Consider the following 16,655-nt stretch of genomic DNA (forward strand, 5'->3'; position numbering starts at 1 on the left):
TCTCCGGGCATGCAAGCCCGATTCCTTGCGACAAATAGGAGTATCAAAAGTCTGTTTCCGGATGTGTCCTGTGAATCGTCCGGCACGCGCGATCAAACCTGGAAACCGAATATCCAAGTTCTCAATGCTTTGTAAGAACACGGCCTGCCAGCGGTTCCAATTCCCTTTTCGGAACCTCGGAGAGATGTGTATGAAACCCACGGCAGAGCCGGCGAAGGCACCGCGCATTCTTTCGCCGTCCGAGGTGACACGCATCGGTACCGACGCCCAGGCCATCGAGGCGGCGCACCGGCTGGCGGCCGACTTTGCGCAAGGGGCGTCACGGCGCGATCGCGAGCGCGTCCTGCCCTGGGATGAACTCGATCGCTGGTCCGCCAGCGGTCTCGGGGGCATCACCGTGCCGCGGGCCTACGGCGGCCCGCAGGTCTCGCATGCCACGCTGGCCGAGGTCTTCGTCATTCTCAACACGGCCGACTCGTCGCTCGGGCAGATCCCGCAGAACCAGTTCGGCGTGCTGGGCGTGCTGGCAGAGATCGGCACGCCGGCCCAGAAACAACGTCTGTACGGCGAGATCCTGGCGGGTCGCCGCCTGGGCAATGCGGGGCCGGAACGCAAGGCCGATGGAGCCGCCACCGTGCTCCAGGGCATCACGCGCATCCGTGCCACGCCCGAGGGCTTGCGTGTGACCGGGCGGCGCTTCTATTCGACGGGTGCGCTGTTCGCGCACCGGGTGCCCGTCAGGGCGCAGGACGACGAAGGACGTTTCGTGCAGGTCTGGGTGCCGCGCGATGCGCCCGGCCTCACGGTCGTCGACGACTGGGATGCCTTTGGCCAGCGGACCACCGCAAGCGGCACGGTGCTGCTCGACGAGGTGCCGGTCGACGAGCAGGATGTGCTGCCGGCCTGGCAATTGGCGGATCGCCCCAGCCTCGTCGGTCCGACGTCCCAGCTCATCCAGGCCGCCATCGACCAGGGCATTGCCGAGGCCGCGGTGGCCGACACCCTCCGTTTTGTCCGCGAGCGTGCCCGTCCCTGGGTCGATTCGGGCCTGGCCCACGCCCATGACGACCCGTACATCATCGGCGATATCGGGCGCTTGCAGATCGATCTTCTGGCCGCCCGCGAGGTGCTGCGCGAGACCGGCTTGCTGTTCGATGCGATCGCGGAAGGGCAGAGCCCCATCACGGCCGAAGACAGCGCACGCGCTTCCGTGGCGGTTGCCGAGGCCAAGGTGTTGACCACCCGCATCGCCCTCGAGGCCGGCGAGAAACTGTTCGAACTGGCCGGGTCTTCGTCCACCCGCGCCGAGCACAACCTCGATCGCCATTGGCGCAACGCTCGTGTCCACACCTTGCACGATCCGGTGCGCTGGAAAGTGCATCTGATCGGCAACGCCGTGCTGAACGGCGAGCGGCCAGCCCGCCATTCCTGGAACTGACCGATAGAAAAAGAAACGGAGAACCCGGCATCATGTCTTTGCTGTTTGCGACCGCGCCTCCCGAATCCCGGCCCGAGCCTGCGCATGCACCCCGGCGCGCACCGGATCGCATCCGCAGCGATGCCGAGGCTCTTGCGGCGGCGCGCCGCGTGGCCCATGCCATTGCCCCCGGTGCGGTGCGGCGGGACCGCGATCGCCTGCTACCGTGGGACGAACTCGATGCCTTCGTCGCCAGCGGCCTGTGGGCCATCACCGTGCCGCAGGCCTACGGCGGTGCAGGCGTCTCGGCCGGTACGGTAGCCGAGGTCACCGCCCTCATCAGCGAGGCCGACGGCTCGCTGGGCCAGATTCCGCAGAATCACTATTACGCGCTGGAGGTTCTTCGGGTGGGCGGGAGCGAGGCCCAGAAACGCTTTTTCTATGGCCGTGTGCTGGCGGGCGAACGGTTTGGAAATGCGCTGGCCGAGATCGGCCACAAGGACTTCAAGCGCCGCACGCACCTGGTGCGCGACGGCCAGGGCTACCGGGTGCGAGGCAGCAAGTTCTATTGCACCGGAGCGGTCTATGCGCATTGGATCCCGACGCTGGTCGTCGCTCAGGAGGCGGGCCGCGAGGTCACCCTGCTGGCTTTTGTGCCGCGAGCGGCCCAGGGCGTGACGGTCACCGACGATTGGGATGGCTTCGGCCAGCGGCTGACCGGCAGCGGCTCGGTGGTCTTCGACGACGTGGCTGTCGAGGCGGACTGGGTCGTGCCTTTCCTGGTCTCGTTCGAGCGTCCGGCGACCATCGGGCCCTTTGCCCAGATCCTGCATGCGGCCATCGACCTGGGCATCGCACGCGGGGCATTGGCGGCGACGCTGCCGGTGATCCGGGAACAGGCCCGCCCCTGGATCGACGCCAAGGTCGCGCAGGCGGCGCACGATCCGTTGCTGATCCGGCAGGTGGGCGAAACGGCCTTGCAATTGCGCGCGGCCGAGGCGCTGGTCCGGCGCGCGGCACGTTTTGTCGACGTGGCCCAACGGGACCCGACCGAGCGCAGCGTGGCCGAAGCATCGATTGCCGTTGCCGCCGCGCGAGCGGCAACCACCGTCGCCTCGCTCGATGCCGGTACACGGCTGTTCGAACTCGGCGGCACCGCATCGACCGTGGGGCAGCAGGGGCTGGATCGTTTCTGGCGCAATGCGCGAACCCACACGCTTCACGATCCGGTGCGCTGGAAGTACCACGCCATCGGCAACTTTTACCTCAACGACCGCCTGCCGCCACGGCACGGCGCGATCTGAACGATTCGGTATGGGCACTCCAAAAAAGCAGATCCTGCTCAACGCGTTCAACATGAACTGCGTGGGCCATATCAACCATGGCCTCTGGGCGCATCCGCGCGACCGCTCGGGAGACTACAACACGCTGGGCTACTGGACCGGACTGGCCCGCACGCTGGAGCGTGGCCTGTTCGACGGCCTCTTCATCGCCGATATCGTGGGCGTCTACGACGTCTACCAGGCGAATGTCGACGTGACGCTGCGCGAGTCCATCCAACTGCCGGTGAACGACCCGATCGTGCTGGTCTCGGCCATGGCCGCGGTCACGCAAGGGCTGGGTTTCGGCGTGACCGTGAACCTGACCTACGAACAGCCTTACCTGCTGGCCCGGCGCTTTTCCACGCTCGATCACCTCACCGGCGGCCGCATCGGCTGGAATGTCGTGACCGGTTATCTGGACAGCGCCGCCCGCGCCATGGGCCTCACGCAGCAGTTGCCGCACGACGAGCGCTACGACCGGGCCGATGAATACCTCGAGGTGCTCTACAAGCTGTGGGAAGGCAGTTGGGAGGCCGACGCCGTGCGCCGCGACAAGGCGGGGCGCACCTTCACCGAGCCGGGCCGCGTGCACCGGGTCGCCCACCATGGGCGGTATTTCGATGTCGAGGGTTATCACCTCACCGAGCCTTCGCCCCAGCGCACGCCGGTGCTGTTCCAGGCCGGCAGTTCGGGCCGAGGCCAGCAGTTCGCCGCACGCCATGCCGAGTGCGTGTTCATTTCGCCCACCACCCAGGAGATGGCGCGCCAGACCGTGCAGACCTTGCGCGAGCAGCTCGTCAGGGCAGGGCGGCGGCCGGACGACATCAAGGTCTTTGCGGGCACCACGGTCGTGCCCGGGCGCACGGCGGCCGAGGCGCGCGAGAAGTATGCCGACTACCGGGCCTACGCCAGCAGCGAGGCCGGACTGGCCCATTTCGCGGCCAGCACGGGCATCGACTTTGCCCGCTACGACCTCGACGAACCGGTGGATTACGGCTCCACCAACGCGATCCAGTCGGCCTCGCGCGCCGCACAGCAGCAGGGATGGACCCGCCGCAAGCTGCTGGAGCTGATGGCCTTCGGCGGGCGTTATCCCGCCATCGTCGGCGATCCGCAGCAGGTCGCCGACGAACTTCAATCCTGGATGGACGAGACCGGCATCGACGGCTTCAACCTGACCCGCACCGTGGTGCCCGAAAGCTACGAAGACTTCGTGGACCTCGTCATTCCCGAACTGCAGAGCCGCGGCCTCTACAAGACGGCCTACGCCGACGGCACCCTGCGCAGCCGCCTGTTCGGCGTAGGCGACCTGCTGCCGGAGCGGCATGCGGCACAGGCATTCCGCCGGCTTTCCGGGGCGGCAGGCGGGGGCGCGCCCGTCATCGCAGACAAGGCCTTCTCATGAGTCTGGAGATCTTCTGGTTCTTGCCCACTTCGGGCGACACGCGTTACCTCGGAAAGTCCGATTTCGGCCGGGCCGCCACCAGCGCCTACCTGCGGCAGATCGCCGTGACCTCCGAAAACCTCGGTTACGACGGCCTGCTGATTCCGACCGGCAGCTCGTGTCTCGACCCCTGGGTCACTGCCGCCAGCCTGGTGCCGGTGACCCAGCGGATCAAGCTGCTGGTCGCGCTGCGCACTTCGCTGGGTGGCCCGACGGCGTCGGCCCGGCAGGCCGCGACGCTGGACCAGGCGCTCGGCGAGGGCCGGCTGCTGCTCAACGTCGTACCCGGCGGCGATGCCACCGAACTGGCCGCCGACGGCGTGTTTCTCGACCACGATGCCCGTTACGCTGCAGGAGACGAATTCCTCACCGTGTGGCGGCGTCTGCTGCAAGGCGAGAAGGTGGATTTCGACGGTGAACACGTCCAGGTGCGGGGTGCACAGAACTTCCACACGCCGGCGAGCCGGCCGTATCCCCCGCTGTATTTCGGCGGATCGTCGCCGGCGGCGCACGCGCTGGCCGCCAAGCATGTCGATGCCTACCTCACCTGGGGCGAGCCGCCGGCGGCCGTGGCCGAAAAGATCGCCGACGTCCGCCGCCGGGCCGCGGAGCACGGGCGCACCCTGCGTTTCGGCGTGCGCCTCCATGTGATCGTGCGCGAGACCGGCGAGGAAGCCTGGGCCGATGCCGATCGCCTGATCGGTCACCTGACGGACGAGGACATCGCCGCAGCCCAGCGCAACTATGCCGGCATGGATTCCGTCGGGCAGGCCCGGATGGCGGCATTGCATGGCGGCCGGCGCGACCGGCTGATCGTCGGCCCCAACCTCTGGGCGGGCGTGGGCCTGGTGCGAGGCGGTGCCGGAACGGCTCTGGTGGGCAGCGCCGAGGAAGTGGCTGCGCGCCTCCAGGAGTACGCCGACCTGGGCGTGGACAGCTTTGTCCTGTCGGGTTATCCGCATCTGGAGGAGGCGATCCGCTTCGCCGAGCTGGTTTTCCCCCTGTTGCCCGGCAAGCAGCCGGTGACGCTGCGCGATCGGGCGCTCACCGGCGGGGCTTTCGACGTGCGCGCCGGGCGGGCCGGCCCCTGAACCACACGATCCGTGGCACGCCGGCTGCCGATCAGGCCGGCACTTTTCATTCGAAGACGAGGTAACGATCCCATGAGCTCAATCAAGACCGGATGGGGAGAAGACCCCACCCCCCGCTACGACGCGCTGGCACGGCCGTTTCGCCCATTGTTCGACGAGATTCGTGCAGGGGCCATCGAGCGCGAACTCGAGCGCATCCTGCCGGGGACCGAAGTCAGGCGCCTCGCCGAGGCAGGCCTGACCGCCTTGCGGGTGCCCGAAGAGTATGGCGGCGGCGGCGCAAGCCTGCCCGAACTCTTCGGTGTGCTCGCCGAGCTGGGCGAGGCCGACTCCAACCTGGTCCAGTCCATCCGGGCCCACCTGGGTTTCGTCGAGGTCGTGCTGAATTCGCCGCGCAAGGCATGGCGCGAGAAATGGCTGCGCAGGATCGCCGACGGGGCCCTGATCGGACCCGGCCGGGGCGAGACCGGCGAGGTGCGGCAAGGCGCACTCGACACCCGGCTGTCGCAGCGGGACGGCAAATGGTACCTCGACGGCACCAAGTTCTACTCGACCGGTCTTTATTACGCCGACTGGGCCGATGTGGGCACCACGGGCGACGACGGCAAAAGCTATGCCGTGCTGGTCTCCGCCAGGAGCGAGGGCGTCGACATCAAGGACGATTGGAACGGTTTCGGGCAGCGCCTCACGTCGAGTGGCACCACCGTGTATAAAAACGTCGTCGTCGATGCCGACGAAATCCGTCTGGACGAAGAGAAATTTCCGTACTCGCAGGCATTCTTCCAGCTCGTCCACCTGGCGACACTGACAGGAATAGGGCGCGCTGCCAGCAGTGAAACCGCCGCAGCGGTGCGTGGACGGGCACGAAGCTTCAGCAACGGCAATGCCGCACGGGTGAAACACGATCCGCAGATCCTCGAGATCGTCGGCCGCATTCGCAGCGCGGCCTACACCTCCGGTGCGATCGTCCAACTGACCGCACGAGCGCTCGAACGTGTCTGGCAGGCGGCCCGGACCGGCGATGCCGCGGCGGTCGAAGACGCACGGGCGATCGCCGATCTTGAAATCGCGCAATCCCAGTCCATCGTGATCGACCTGATCCTGAAGGCCTCCAGCGAGATCTTCGATGCCTTGGGCGCTTCGTCGACGCTGGCTTCGAACGGGCTGGATCGTTTCTGGCGGAATGCCCGTACCTTGGCCACCCACAATCCGCGGGTGTTCAAGGATCGCATCGCGGGCGATTTTGCGGTCAACGGCGTCCCAGCGCCCGGCCAGTGGAAGATCGGCGTGGTCCAGGGCTGACCAAGCACACCGGGGGGGGGCTGGCGAGGCCGGAGCGGCATCCCCCACGGCCTGATCAGTCCACGGCCTGAACCGCCGCGGCCTCGGGCCAGTCCGGAAACGGATTGGGCCAAGCGCGCCAGCCCGACGGGCCCCGCGCCATTTCCTCGTCGCTCAGCAGGCAGGCGTCGAACCGTTCGCGAAGCGCTGCCTCGTCCATGTCCATGCCGATCAGCACCAGTTCCTGCCGGGCGTCACCGACGCCGTCTGCCCACTTGGCACGAATCGACGCCAGGGCTTCCGGATCCTCGGGCCAGCTTTCCGGCGGAACGGCGGCCCACCAGTGGCCCGCCACGCCATGGCGTGCGACCGCACCGGCCTGCGACCACGAGCCGGCGAATGGCGGATGGCTGGCCAGCCAGAAAAAGCCCTTGGAGCGGACGACCCCCGGCCATTCGCTTTCGACGAGTTCGAAGAAGCGCTGCGGATGAAAGGGCCGGCGCGCCTGGTACACGAAGCTGCGGATGCCGTAGGTCTCGGTCTCCGGCGTGTGTTCACCGCGCAGTTCCCTGAGCCAGCCCGGCGCGCGTGAGGCCTCCTCGAAATCGAACAGGCCGGTTCGCAGTACCCGGTCCAGCGGGACGCGGCCTTGTTCCGCTAACTCGATTCTGGCGCGTGGATTGAGTCCGCGCAGAATCGCGGTCAAGCGATCCCGATCCGCATCGCCGATCAGGTCGATCTTGTTGAGCACGATCACGTCGCAGAATTCCACCTGCTCGACCAGGAGGTCCACGACGGTTCTCCGGTCCTGCTCGCCCAGCGATTCGCCTCGGGTGCCGAGACTGTCGCGCGAGCTGTAGTCGCGCAGAAAGTTGAAGCCGTCGACCACCGTGACCAGCGTGTCGAGCTGGGCGACTTCGCCGAGGCTGCGGCCGTCTTCTCCTTCGAAGGTAAATGTCTCCGCCACGGGCAGGGGCTCGGAGATGCCGGTCGACTCGATCACCAGTTGATCGAAACGGCCCGCCTTGGCCAGGCGCTCGACCTCGATCAGCAAGTCTTCGCGCAGCGTGCAGCAGATGCAGCCGTTGCTCATCTCGACCAGCTTTTCATCGGTGCGCGAGAGTTCTGCGCCGCCGTCCCGGACCAGCGCCGCATCGATGTTGACCTCCGACATGTCGTTGACGATGACCGCTACCCGGCGGCCTTCGCGGTTGTTGAGGATATGGTTGAGCAATGTGGTCTTGCCTGCACCCAGGAATCCCGACAGGACGGTCACGGGCAGTTTGTTGTGCAGGAGCGGGGAGTGCGGGGCGTGCATCATGGCAGTGGACTCGAACAGGTGAACAGAGGCTGTGGCAACCTCGGGAAGCGTCGATCGGACGGGGTAGGCCGGTCGCGCCTGCGCGGCGCGGCACTGGCCTTCGGATGCGCCAGGCCGATCTCAAGGGCTCAAGAGCTATCTCGATTGCTAATGATATATCAATATCAATAAAGAGCAAACGAGAGGAACACCGCCGAGATGCGGTGGGTTCAGCTCTGTGGTTCGCGTTTGGCTTCGAGAATGCCGGCGATGGACTGGGCGGCCGAGCGGAAGAAGTTCAACTGCGCACTGTCGGGGGCAGGGCGGGGCTCGAAGTCGGCGTGGCAGATGCTGCCGAAGGTCTGGCGATCGTTGGTGAGAAGCGGCACGCCGACATAACTGCGGAACAGCTTGCGGCAGGTGCTTTCCGCGGCACGCGGATCCCGCGACGAATCGGTGGTGATGAACGAGCCGTGGACCATGGCCAATTCGCCGAAACTGCCCAGGAAACGAACCGGGCCCACATCATGGGTCTGCAGTGCGCCTTGCTTGTCGAAGAGGTGGATCGGAACGAAAAAACCGTCCTGCAGCCTGAACACGGCCGTGATGCGATGCGGTGTCCAGTGGTTCATGTACTCGATCGCAGCCAACGGTCCCTGGCTCAGCAGGATGCTGAGCAACTGGCGTTCGGAGGCGGGCGCTGTCCACTGATGCCGGGGCGTGTGAGGGTGTGACATGCTAGTAACGAAGGTCGAAGAACTGGCAAAGTCGCCGGAAACCATGCTCGGCAAAGACGAAGTATGTCCGATCGGCGCCCTTCGGGCCGGGCTGCGCCGATCGGCAGCGTCTGATTCCGACGATAGCCGCCATTGGCCAGCGGCGGGTGTAGGCCCGCACCCCGCATTCAGCAGGGGGCAGGGCGCCTGACGGGGAAGCTGCACCTGCGCGGCGCACAGGGGTGCAGGCCGGTCTCAGCGCCAGCCGAGCGCCGGGGCGACATGCTTCAGGATGGCCTCGATGACATGCGTGTTGTAGGCCACGCCGAGTTGATTGGGCACGGTGAGCAGCAGGGTGTCCGCTTCGGCGATGGCCTCGTCCTGCGCCAACTGGCGGGCCAGCACATCGGGCTCGGCGGCATAACTCCGGCCGAAAATCGAGCGGGTGTTCTCGTCGATGAACCCGACCTGATCGCCGTCCCTGCCGCTCTGCCCAAAAAACTGCCGGTCCTGCTCGTTGACGATCGCGAAGATGCTGCGGCTGACCGAAACCCGGGGGGTACGGAGATGGCCGGCCTCTTTCCACGCGGCCCGGTAGGCGCGGATCTGCCGGGCTTGCTGGATATGGAAGGGTTCGCCGGTCTCGTCGTCCTTGAGTGTCGAGCTCTGCAGGTTCATGCCGATCTTGGCCGCCCAGACGGCTGTCGCATTCGATCCCGCACCCCACCAGATGCGCTCGCGCAGTCCCTCCGAATGAGGTTCCAGTCGCAGCAGGCCAGGGGGGTTCGGAAACATCGGTCGTGGACTGGGTTGGGCAAAACCTTCGCCCTTCAGGACCTCGAGCAGGGCCTGTGTATGCCGCCGCCCCATGTCCGCATCGCTTTCGCCCTCGACGGGCTGATAGCCGAAATGACGCCAGCCGTCGATCACCTGTTCGGGCGATCCGCGGCTGATGCCGAGTTGCAGCCGGCCACCCGCGATCAGGTCGGCGGCGGCGGCGCTCTCGGCCATGTAGAGCGGATTCTCGTAACGCATGTCGATCACGCCGGTGCCGATCTCGATGCGTCGGGTCTTTGCGCCGACCGCCGCCAGCAAAGGGAACGGCGAAGCCAGCTGGCGCGCGAAATGATGCACCCGGAAATAAGCGCCGTCCGCACCCAGCTCCTCGGCCGCGACCGCCAGATCGATGGACTGCAGAAGGGTATCCGCCGCCGAGCGGGTCTGCGATTGGGGGGAGGGGGTCCAGTGTCCGAAAGACAGGAAACCGATTTTCTTCATGAGACGGGGGCGCTGTGCGCGGAAGGTTGGGGCGCGACGCCGCGCTGTGCGGCCTGCAGGCCGCCGCACGCATCGCGCCAGTATTGGCATTTTGCACAAACGCCTGGGACGGTGCCGGGCAGGACGGCGCAGTGCCGTACGCCGGAGATGTTTTTTCCCCTGGCTCTGCGGCCATCGGCCGTCGATGGCATGATGCCAGTCCTTTTCTGTTTCGGGACAATTGCGTGCAACAACTTGAAAGCGGCCGGATCCGGTGGCTGCTGGGCGCCTGTGGCTTTGCCAGCATGTTCTCCATGCGGCTGTGCGATGCCATGCTGCCCCAGCTCTCGGGCGACTTCCTTGTCGGCATCGGAGAGGTGGCGGCCACGATCTCGGGTTTTGCGCTGGCCTACGGCGTGTGCCAATTGGTCTATGGCTACCTCGGCGATCGGCTGGGCAAACTCAAGGTGATGGCCTGGGCCACCATGCTCTGTATCGTCGGCAGCGCGGCGGCTGCGCTGTCGCCGTCGCTGGATATGCTGATCGTGAGCCGCGTGCTCAACGGTGCGGCGGCCGGCGGCATCATTCCGCTGGCCATGGCCTGGCTGGGCGACGAAGTGGGATACGAGGAAAGGCAGGAGGCGCTGGCGCGTCTGCTGACCGCGACCGTGCTGGGCATGATCGCCGGGCAGTGGACGGGTGGCCTGCTGGCGGCCCATGCCGGATGGCGCTGGGCCTTCTTGCTGTCGTCCGCACTGTTTCTGGTCAGCGGCGCCTTTCTGTTTCGTGCGGCCTATGCCGCCACCTCGCACGGATCGGCCAACATCCAGCAGGGCACCTGGGTCCAAGGGCTTCTGGCCATCGGTTCCAAGGCCTGGTGCCGCACCATCCTGCTGACCGTGGCCCTCGAAGGTGCACTGGTGTTCGGTGCACTGGCCTTCATTCCCACGCTGCTGATGCAGCGCCTCGACCTCAGTGCCGCAGCCGCCGGCGCACTGGCGGCCGTGTTCGGCCTGGGTGGCATCGCCTACAGCCGCAACGCCCGCCGCCTGCTCGGCCGCTTCGGCGAGCGCGGACTGGCTCTGCTGGGCGGGTTGATGCTGGCCGCAGGCTACGGCGTGCTGGCGACCAGCACCCACACGGCGTGGTCGGCCATCGGCGTCTTCTGTGCGGGCCTGGGCTTCTATGCGCTGCACAACACGCTGCAGGTCAATGCGACACAGATGTTCCCCCAGCGCCGCGGACTGGCCGTGTCGTTGTTCGCATCGTGCCTTTTCCTGGGGCAGTCGATCGGCATCTATGCGGTCTCGCACCTGATCGCCACCGTGTCCATCCCTGCCGTGCTGATCGCATTCGGACTGCTGCTGGCCGTGCTGGGACTGAGTTTTGCACGTCTGGTGCAACGCAGGATTGCGGGCGAGGTGGGAAGCCCTCGGTGAACCTGCGTTCCAGGCCTCGTCCGCTCACCTCAGGCGTGGGTCGTTCCGCAGCGTCTCGATCGCCAGATCGATGAAGGCGCGCGCCTTGTGCGTGGCGTGGCGACCTTCGCGGTGCACCACGTGGATGGGCAGCGGCGGGCGTTCGAATGTCTCCAGGATCAGCACCAGGCTCTGGTCCTGCACGGCCTGCGCGATCTGATACAGCGGCAGACGGGTGATGCCCAGCCCCGCGACGGCCGAGGCGGCGGCCGCTTCGTTGGTGGTCACCGTCAGCCTCGGTTGCACACGCACGGGCACCTGTTTGCCGCCGTCGAAGAAACGCCACTCGGACGAGGTGCTGACACCGGTCGATGCGACGATCACATGCTGCTGCAGTTCTTCGGGCCGATCGGGTGTGCCATGCCGAGCCAGATAGCCGGGTGACGCACAAAGAACCCGCCGGACCTGACCCACCTGCACGGCCTGCAGCGACGAATCGGGCAGGTCGCCGAGACGGATGGCCAGATCGACGCCCTCGTCGACGAGGTTGACGACACGATCCACGAACAGGCAGTTGAGCTCCGCCAACGCAAACCGAGCCAGATACGCGTGGACGATGGGCAGCACATACATGCGCCCGAAATTCACGGGCGCCGTGACCGTCAGGCGGCCGCTCGGCGCGGCATGGGTGCCCGCTGCTGCGCCATCCGCTTCTTCGATATCGGCGAGGATGCGCCGGCAATCGTCGGCGTAGGCCGTCCCGGCTTCTGTGACACGCACAAAACGTGTCGTCCGTGTCAGCAGCCGCACGCCCAGTCTCGACTCCAGTTCGGAGACCGCCCGCGTCACGACGGAAGGCGAAACACCGAGGCGCCGGGCCGCCGAGGCAAAGCCGCCGGTGTCGACCACCGCCAGGAAAGCTGCCATTGACTGAAGTCGATCCATGCCGTAACCGGTTTCTTGGAGGGGTTGTTGTCGATTCGAGAATAGTGACTTGCCGCCGGCGCGGATTCCAGAGACACCCGAAAGGCCGGACCATACGCTCCGCATCAACGATTTTGGCACTGCCAATCAGAAAGGAGCTGAAATGAAGCTGTATCACCATCCCCTGTCCGGCCACGCCCACCGGGCCCGCTTGTTCCTCAACCTGCTGGGATTGCCCCACGAACTGATCGAAGTCGACCTGGCCAAGGGGGCGCACAAGCAGGCCGGGTTCCTGGCCTTGAATCCCTTCGGGCAGGTGCCTGTTCTCGACGACGAGGGCACGATTGTGACCGACTCGACGGCCATCCTGGTCTATCTCGCCCGGAAGCTCAAGCGACGCGACTGGTTGCCCGAGTCGCCCGAAGCCGCGGCCGCCGTGCAGAAATGGCTCAGCGTGGCCGCGGGCCAGATCGCTTACGGACCGTGTGCCGCTCGCCTCATCACCGTGTTCGGCGCGTCGTTTCAGGCGGCCGAAGTGATCCAGCGCGCGCACGCCATTCTGGCTCTGCTCGAAGCCGAGTTCGCGAGCCGCCGTTTCCTCGTGGGCACGGTGCCGACGATTGCCGACGTGGCGCTCTACAGCTACATCGCACGCGCGCCCGAAGGGAATGTCGACCTCGAGCCGTATCCCAGCGTGCGGTCGTGGCTGGAGCGCATCGAGGCGCTGCCGGGCTTCGTTGCATTCGCCCGGACGCCGGCCGGCCTGACGGCCTGATATCGCCAGAGACATTCCACTGCGAGGCACCCCACATGACACCCTCATCGTTCAGGACCGACAACACCGAGGCCTCGCCGTGGCATCCGGGCGAACTCGCCATTCAAGAGAGCATCGGTGCCGTCCGCGAGATGGATCGGCCTGGGCGGCTCTTCGTTCGCAACCTGCTGCTCGACCAGCACCGTGCGTTCTACGCGCAGTTGCCCTTTGTCGTGATCGGCAGCGTCGATGCGCATGGCGATGCATGGGCCAGCATACGGGCCGGGGCACCGGGTTTTCTGCACTCGCCCGATCCGCAGACGCTTCGGGTTGCCCTGGCGCGTGATCCCGGCGATCCAGCCGATGCCGGCATGGGCGACGGCCAGGCCATCGGGCTGCTCGGCATCGAGCTCGCGACACGCCGGCGCAACCGGATGAACGGCACCGTCCGCCGCCACGGCGACGGCTTGGCATTCGATATCGAGGTGGCACAGAGCTTCGGCAACTGCCCGCGCTACATCCAGAGCCGAAGTCTCGAGGTCGTGCGCGATCCGGCCTTGACCCGCCAGCGGCCCGCCACCGAAGTCGAGGGCCTGGACACGCGTGCCCGCGAGATCATCGCCACGGCAGACACTTTTTTCGTCGCGTCGTATGTCGACCGCGGGGACGGCACGCGCCAGGTCGATGTTTCCCATCGCGGCGGCAAGCCCGGATTCGTCCGTGTCGGCCACGACGGCATGCTGACCATTCCCGATTTCTCCGGGAACCGGTTCTTCATGACGCTGGGTAATTTCCTGGTGAATCCGGCTGCGGGATTGCTCTTCATCGATCCCTCGACCGGCGACATGCTGCAGATGACCGGCGAAGCGAGGGTGGTTCTCGATGCCCCTGAGATCGATGCCTTCGAGGGGGCCGAGCGGCTGTGGACCTTCAAGCCGCGCCGTGTGCTGCACCGGCCCGACGGGCTGCCGCTGCGCTGGCGGATGGACGCCGGCGGATGGGCGCCCGACCTGCCGATGACCGGCAGCTGGGCCGATGTCGAGCGGCACCTGGGCCCGGCCCAAACCACGCCAGGGGCCGGGGCAGGGCAGTGGCGCCCCTTCCGCGTGACGCGGACCGTGGACGAAACCACGTCGATTCGCTCGATCTACCTCGAACCGGCCGACGGCAGGGCTGCCTTTCAGCCTCGGGCCGGTCAGCATCTGCCTGTGCGTGTGACCCTGGCCGACGGGACACGGCAGACCCGGGTCTATACCTTGTCCATGGCGCCCGCGAGCGGTTTCTACCGCATCAGCGTCAAAAGACATGGCCGGGTCTCAGGCCATCTGCATGCCCTGGAGCCAGGTGCCGTGATCGAGGCGCTGGAGCCGGCCGGGGGGTTCACCCTCGATGCAGACGAAAGGCGGCCCGCAGTGTTGCTCGCGGCCGGCATCGGCATCACGCCGCTGTTGGCGATGCTGCACCATATCGTCCGGGAAGGCCGCTCCGCCCAAGAGGTTCGGCCGACGTGGCTGTACCAGGCTGCTCGCACACGGGAGGACCGCGCGTTCGACCGCGAGATCGCCGAATTGGTCGGCAGGGCTCGAGGCCGCATCCGGTGGATCCGGACACTGAGCCAGCCCGGCGACGCCCAACCGGGTGGCGACTACGAACAGGCCGGACACATCGATCTGGCGTTGCTCAAGACGACTTTGCCTTTCGACGACTACGACTTCTATCTGTGCGGACCCGCAGCTTTCATGCAGGCGATCGGTGACGGCCTGCGGTCGCTCGATGTGCAGGACTCACGCATTCACGCCGAGGCCTTCGGTCCATCCGCGTTGACGCGTTCGCGTGACGGCGGCCAGGCATCGGTAGCGTTGACGCCGCCCGCCACGCAAGCGGTCCGCATCGTCTTTGCCCAGTCCGGGCGCGAAACGCTCTGGAATCCCGGCGACGGGCCCTTGCTGGATGTCGCAGAGGCCCGTGGCCTGACGCCCGCATTCGGCTGCCGCAGCGGGAGCTGCGGAACCTGCCGGGTGGATGTGCTCGAAGGTTCGGTCACTTATGCGGCGAGCCCGTCCTTCGACGTGCCTCACGATCAGGCGTTGCCGTGCTGCGCGTTGCCTGCGCAATCCCAGAGCATCGTCCGTCTGGCACTGTGAGCGTGATCGCACGAGGGTGCCCAACCCGGTCAGCGCCGGGAAACGATGCCGATGGATGGCGTGCAGGGCATGTGCCGGGGTGTTTCCCGGGCCTGACTGCATTGCGTATTTAACATAATATACATTGTGTAAAATAGGATGATATGGAAAAACGCGATTCAGGACAGTCACTTAGCCCCGATGCGGCGTTGATGTCGCCGATCGGGCCTCGATGTCTCGTCAAATGGCACTGAGACCGGCTCCAACGGCTGCGGCCATGGCCAGAACGGTCATCGCACCGAGCTTGAAACGGAAAAACAGCACCAGGGATGCCGCTGCAATCAACGCCGCCACCCCGTCGAATCGGCCGCTCGATCCGGTGGGCCAAAGGACGTGATACGCAAAGAACAGCGCCAGGTTCAGGATCACGCCGACCACCGCAGCGCTGATCGCAGCCAGCGGTGCTGTAAAACCCAGCTTGCCATGCGTGGCCTCGACCAGAGGGCCGCCGGCCAGAATGAAGATGAACGAAGGCAGGAAGGTGAAAAAGGTCACCAGCGTGGCGGCCACGGCTCCGCCGTAGAACAAGGCATCCGGACCAGCCACTTGACCGTTCCACCCGCCCAGAAACGCCACAAAAGCCACCACCATGATCAGCGGCCCGGGCGTGCTTTCGCCCAGGGCCAGCCCATCGATCATCTGTCCGGCCGACAGCCACTGGTGATGCTCGACGGCCCCCTGAAACACGTAAGGCAGCACCGCGTAAGCGCCGCCGAACGTCATCACCGCGGCCTTGCTGAAGAACAGCCCCATCTGCGTCAATGTGCTGTTCGCACCGGTCCACAGCACCAACACCCCCATGACCGCCGCCCACAGCGCCGAACCGATGACCAGGACCTTGATCAGCCCGGCCCGGCTGAAACGAGCATGTGCGGGCGCAGGCGTGTCGTCGTCGATCAGGGCCGGTCCATGCGATGCGGCCGGCTTGCCGGTGTGAGCCGGCTGGGCGGCGAACACCTGCGGCCACGCTCTGGAGACGAACCATCCGAACAGAGCGGCCGTCAGCACGATGGCCGGGAACGGTGTGTCGAGGGCAAAGATGGCAAGAAACGAAGCGATGGCGATGCCCCACATCGTTGGATTCTTGAGCGAGCGCGAGCCGATCCGGTGGGCTGCATGCACCACCAGTGCGCTCACCGCCGGCTTGATGCCGTAGAAGATGCCGGCGATCGCCGTGACATGGCCGAACTCGAGATACACCCACGAGAGCGCAATCAGGATCGCCAGCGATGGCAATACGAACAGCGCGCCGGCCAGCAAGCCGCCCCATGTCCGGTGCAGCAGCCAGCCGATGTAGGTCGCCAGTTGCTGCGCTTCCGGACCGGGCAGCAGCATGCAGTAGTTGAGCGCGTGAAGAAACCGTGTGTCGCTGATCCAGCGGCGGCGTTCGACCAGCTCGGTGTGCATCAAGGCGATTTGGCCGGCGGGCCCGCCGAAGCTGATGAAGCCCAGCTTGAACCAGAACAGCAAGGCGGTGCCCAGCGTCAGGGATTGGGGTTTGGACGCGGTTTGCGTCGGCAACGAGGTGTCCACGGATAACTCCGATTA

At 66.3% G+C, this 16,655-nt stretch carries 13 protein-coding genes; 8 read left to right on the forward strand and 5 right to left on the reverse strand.

Going from position 1 to position 16,655, the window contains the following annotated elements:
- Positions 1-190: 190 nt before the first annotated feature.
- The 5 genes from EC845_RS02060 to EC845_RS02080 all read left to right on the forward strand — a co-directional run bounded on the left by EC845_RS02060 (position 191) and on the right by EC845_RS02080 (position 6,576).
- Positions 191-1,438, forward strand: a complete 1,248-nt coding sequence (locus tag EC845_RS02060) for an SfnB family sulfur acquisition oxidoreductase (RefSeq protein ID WP_199739702.1) — start codon at positions 191-193, stop codon at positions 1,436-1,438.
- A gap of 32 nt (positions 1,439-1,470) precedes the next feature.
- Complete coding sequence (locus tag EC845_RS02065; protein ID WP_123295558.1) at positions 1,471-2,721, forward strand: SfnB family sulfur acquisition oxidoreductase; 1,251 nt, start codon at positions 1,471-1,473, stop codon at positions 2,719-2,721.
- A 10-nt stretch (positions 2,722-2,731) separates the two neighbouring features.
- Positions 2,732-4,144, forward strand: coding sequence for an LLM class flavin-dependent oxidoreductase (locus EC845_RS02070; protein WP_123295559.1), 1,413 nt, complete (start codon positions 2,732-2,734; stop codon positions 4,142-4,144).
- Positions 4,141-5,274 carry an FMNH2-dependent alkanesulfonate monooxygenase gene (ssuD, locus tag EC845_RS02075; protein ID WP_123295560.1) on the forward strand — a complete coding sequence of 378 codons (1,134 nt, stop codon included), beginning with the start codon at positions 4,141-4,143 and terminating at the stop codon, positions 5,272-5,274. Before EC845_RS02070 ends, ssuD begins: the two co-directional genes overlap by 4 nt.
- 72 nt (positions 5,275-5,346) lie before the next feature.
- The gene (locus EC845_RS02080; RefSeq protein ID WP_123295561.1) at positions 5,347-6,576 is read left to right on the forward strand and encodes an acyl-CoA dehydrogenase family protein; all 1,230 of its coding nucleotides are present in this window, start codon (positions 5,347-5,349) and stop codon (positions 6,574-6,576) included.
- A 55-nt stretch (positions 6,577-6,631) separates the two neighbouring features.
- Here the strand turns inward: EC845_RS02080 and zigA are convergent, their stop codons facing one another.
- The 3 genes from zigA to EC845_RS02095 all read right to left on the reverse strand — a co-directional run bounded on the left by zigA (position 6,632) and on the right by EC845_RS02095 (position 9,849).
- The gene (zigA, locus tag EC845_RS02085; RefSeq protein WP_370451223.1) at positions 6,632-7,876 is read right to left on the reverse strand and encodes a zinc metallochaperone GTPase ZigA; all 1,245 of its coding nucleotides are present in this window, start codon (positions 7,874-7,876) and stop codon (positions 6,632-6,634) included.
- Between the two features lie 209 nt (positions 7,877-8,085).
- On the reverse strand, positions 8,086-8,592 hold the full coding sequence (locus EC845_RS02090; protein ID WP_148077216.1) for a GAF domain-containing protein: 507 nt from the start codon (positions 8,590-8,592) through the stop codon (positions 8,086-8,088).
- A gap of 234 nt (positions 8,593-8,826) precedes the next feature.
- Positions 8,827-9,849 carry an LLM class flavin-dependent oxidoreductase gene (locus tag EC845_RS02095; RefSeq protein ID WP_123295563.1) on the reverse strand — a complete coding sequence of 341 codons (1,023 nt, stop codon included), beginning with the start codon at positions 9,847-9,849 and terminating at the stop codon, positions 8,827-8,829.
- 224 nt (positions 9,850-10,073) lie between these two features.
- Here EC845_RS02095 and EC845_RS02100 point away from each other — a divergent pair, with 224 nt between their 5' ends.
- The gene (locus EC845_RS02100) at positions 10,074-11,267 is read left to right on the forward strand and encodes an MFS transporter (RefSeq protein ID WP_233597906.1); all 1,194 of its coding nucleotides are present in this window, start codon (positions 10,074-10,076) and stop codon (positions 11,265-11,267) included.
- Between the two features lie 24 nt (positions 11,268-11,291).
- Here EC845_RS02100 and EC845_RS02105 read toward each other — a convergent pair whose 3' ends face one another.
- Positions 11,292-12,191, reverse strand: a complete 900-nt coding sequence (locus tag EC845_RS02105) for a LysR family transcriptional regulator (protein WP_123295564.1) — start codon at positions 12,189-12,191, stop codon at positions 11,292-11,294.
- 142 nt (positions 12,192-12,333) lie between these two features.
- Between EC845_RS02105 and EC845_RS02110 the strand changes: the two genes are divergently transcribed.
- Entirely contained in the window at positions 12,334-12,945 is a 612-nt protein-coding gene (locus tag EC845_RS02110; protein WP_123295565.1) for a glutathione S-transferase family protein, read from the forward strand.
- Between the two features lie 35 nt (positions 12,946-12,980).
- Positions 12,981-15,068, forward strand: a complete 2,088-nt coding sequence (locus EC845_RS02115; RefSeq protein ID WP_123295566.1) for a pyridoxamine 5'-phosphate oxidase family protein — start codon at positions 12,981-12,983, stop codon at positions 15,066-15,068.
- Positions 15,069-15,287: 219 nt separating this feature from the next.
- On the opposite strand, the gene chrA is transcribed toward EC845_RS02115, so the two are convergent.
- Complete coding sequence (gene chrA / locus EC845_RS02120; RefSeq protein WP_123295567.1) at positions 15,288-16,640, reverse strand: chromate efflux transporter; 1,353 nt, start codon at positions 16,638-16,640, stop codon at positions 15,288-15,290.
- Positions 16,641-16,655 lie beyond the last annotated feature (15 nt).

Origin of the sequence: Comamonas sp. BIGb0124 (assembly GCF_003752175.1) — a bacterium.
Classification (GTDB): Bacteria; Pseudomonadota; Gammaproteobacteria; order Burkholderiales; family Burkholderiaceae_C; genus Comamonas_F.

Coding starts and splice junctions, on each gene's coding strand:
- EC845_RS02060 (WP_199739702.1), top strand. CDS start 191: ATGAAACCCACGGCAGAGCCGGCGAAGGCACCGCGCATTCTTTCGCCG.
- EC845_RS02065 (WP_123295558.1), top strand. CDS start 1,471: ATGTCTTTGCTGTTTGCGACCGCGCCTCCCGAATCCCGGCCCGAGCCT.
- EC845_RS02070 (WP_123295559.1), top strand. CDS start 2,732: ATGGGCACTCCAAAAAAGCAGATCCTGCTCAACGCGTTCAACATGAAC.
- ssuD (WP_123295560.1), top strand. CDS start 4,141: ATGAGTCTGGAGATCTTCTGGTTCTTGCCCACTTCGGGCGACACGCGT.
- EC845_RS02080 (WP_123295561.1), top strand. CDS start 5,347: ATGAGCTCAATCAAGACCGGATGGGGAGAAGACCCCACCCCCCGCTAC.
- zigA (WP_370451223.1), bottom strand. CDS start 7,876: ATGATGCACGCCCCGCACTCCCCGCTCCTGCACAACAAACTGCCCGTG.
- EC845_RS02090 (WP_148077216.1), bottom strand. CDS start 8,592: ATGTCACACCCTCACACGCCCCGGCATCAGTGGACAGCGCCCGCCTCC.
- EC845_RS02095 (WP_123295563.1), bottom strand. CDS start 9,849: ATGAAGAAAATCGGTTTCCTGTCTTTCGGACACTGGACCCCCTCCCCC.
- EC845_RS02105 (WP_123295564.1), bottom strand. CDS start 12,191: ATGGATCGACTTCAGTCAATGGCAGCTTTCCTGGCGGTGGTCGACACC.
- EC845_RS02110 (WP_123295565.1), top strand. CDS start 12,334: ATGAAGCTGTATCACCATCCCCTGTCCGGCCACGCCCACCGGGCCCGC.
- EC845_RS02115 (WP_123295566.1), top strand. CDS start 12,981: ATGACACCCTCATCGTTCAGGACCGACAACACCGAGGCCTCGCCGTGG.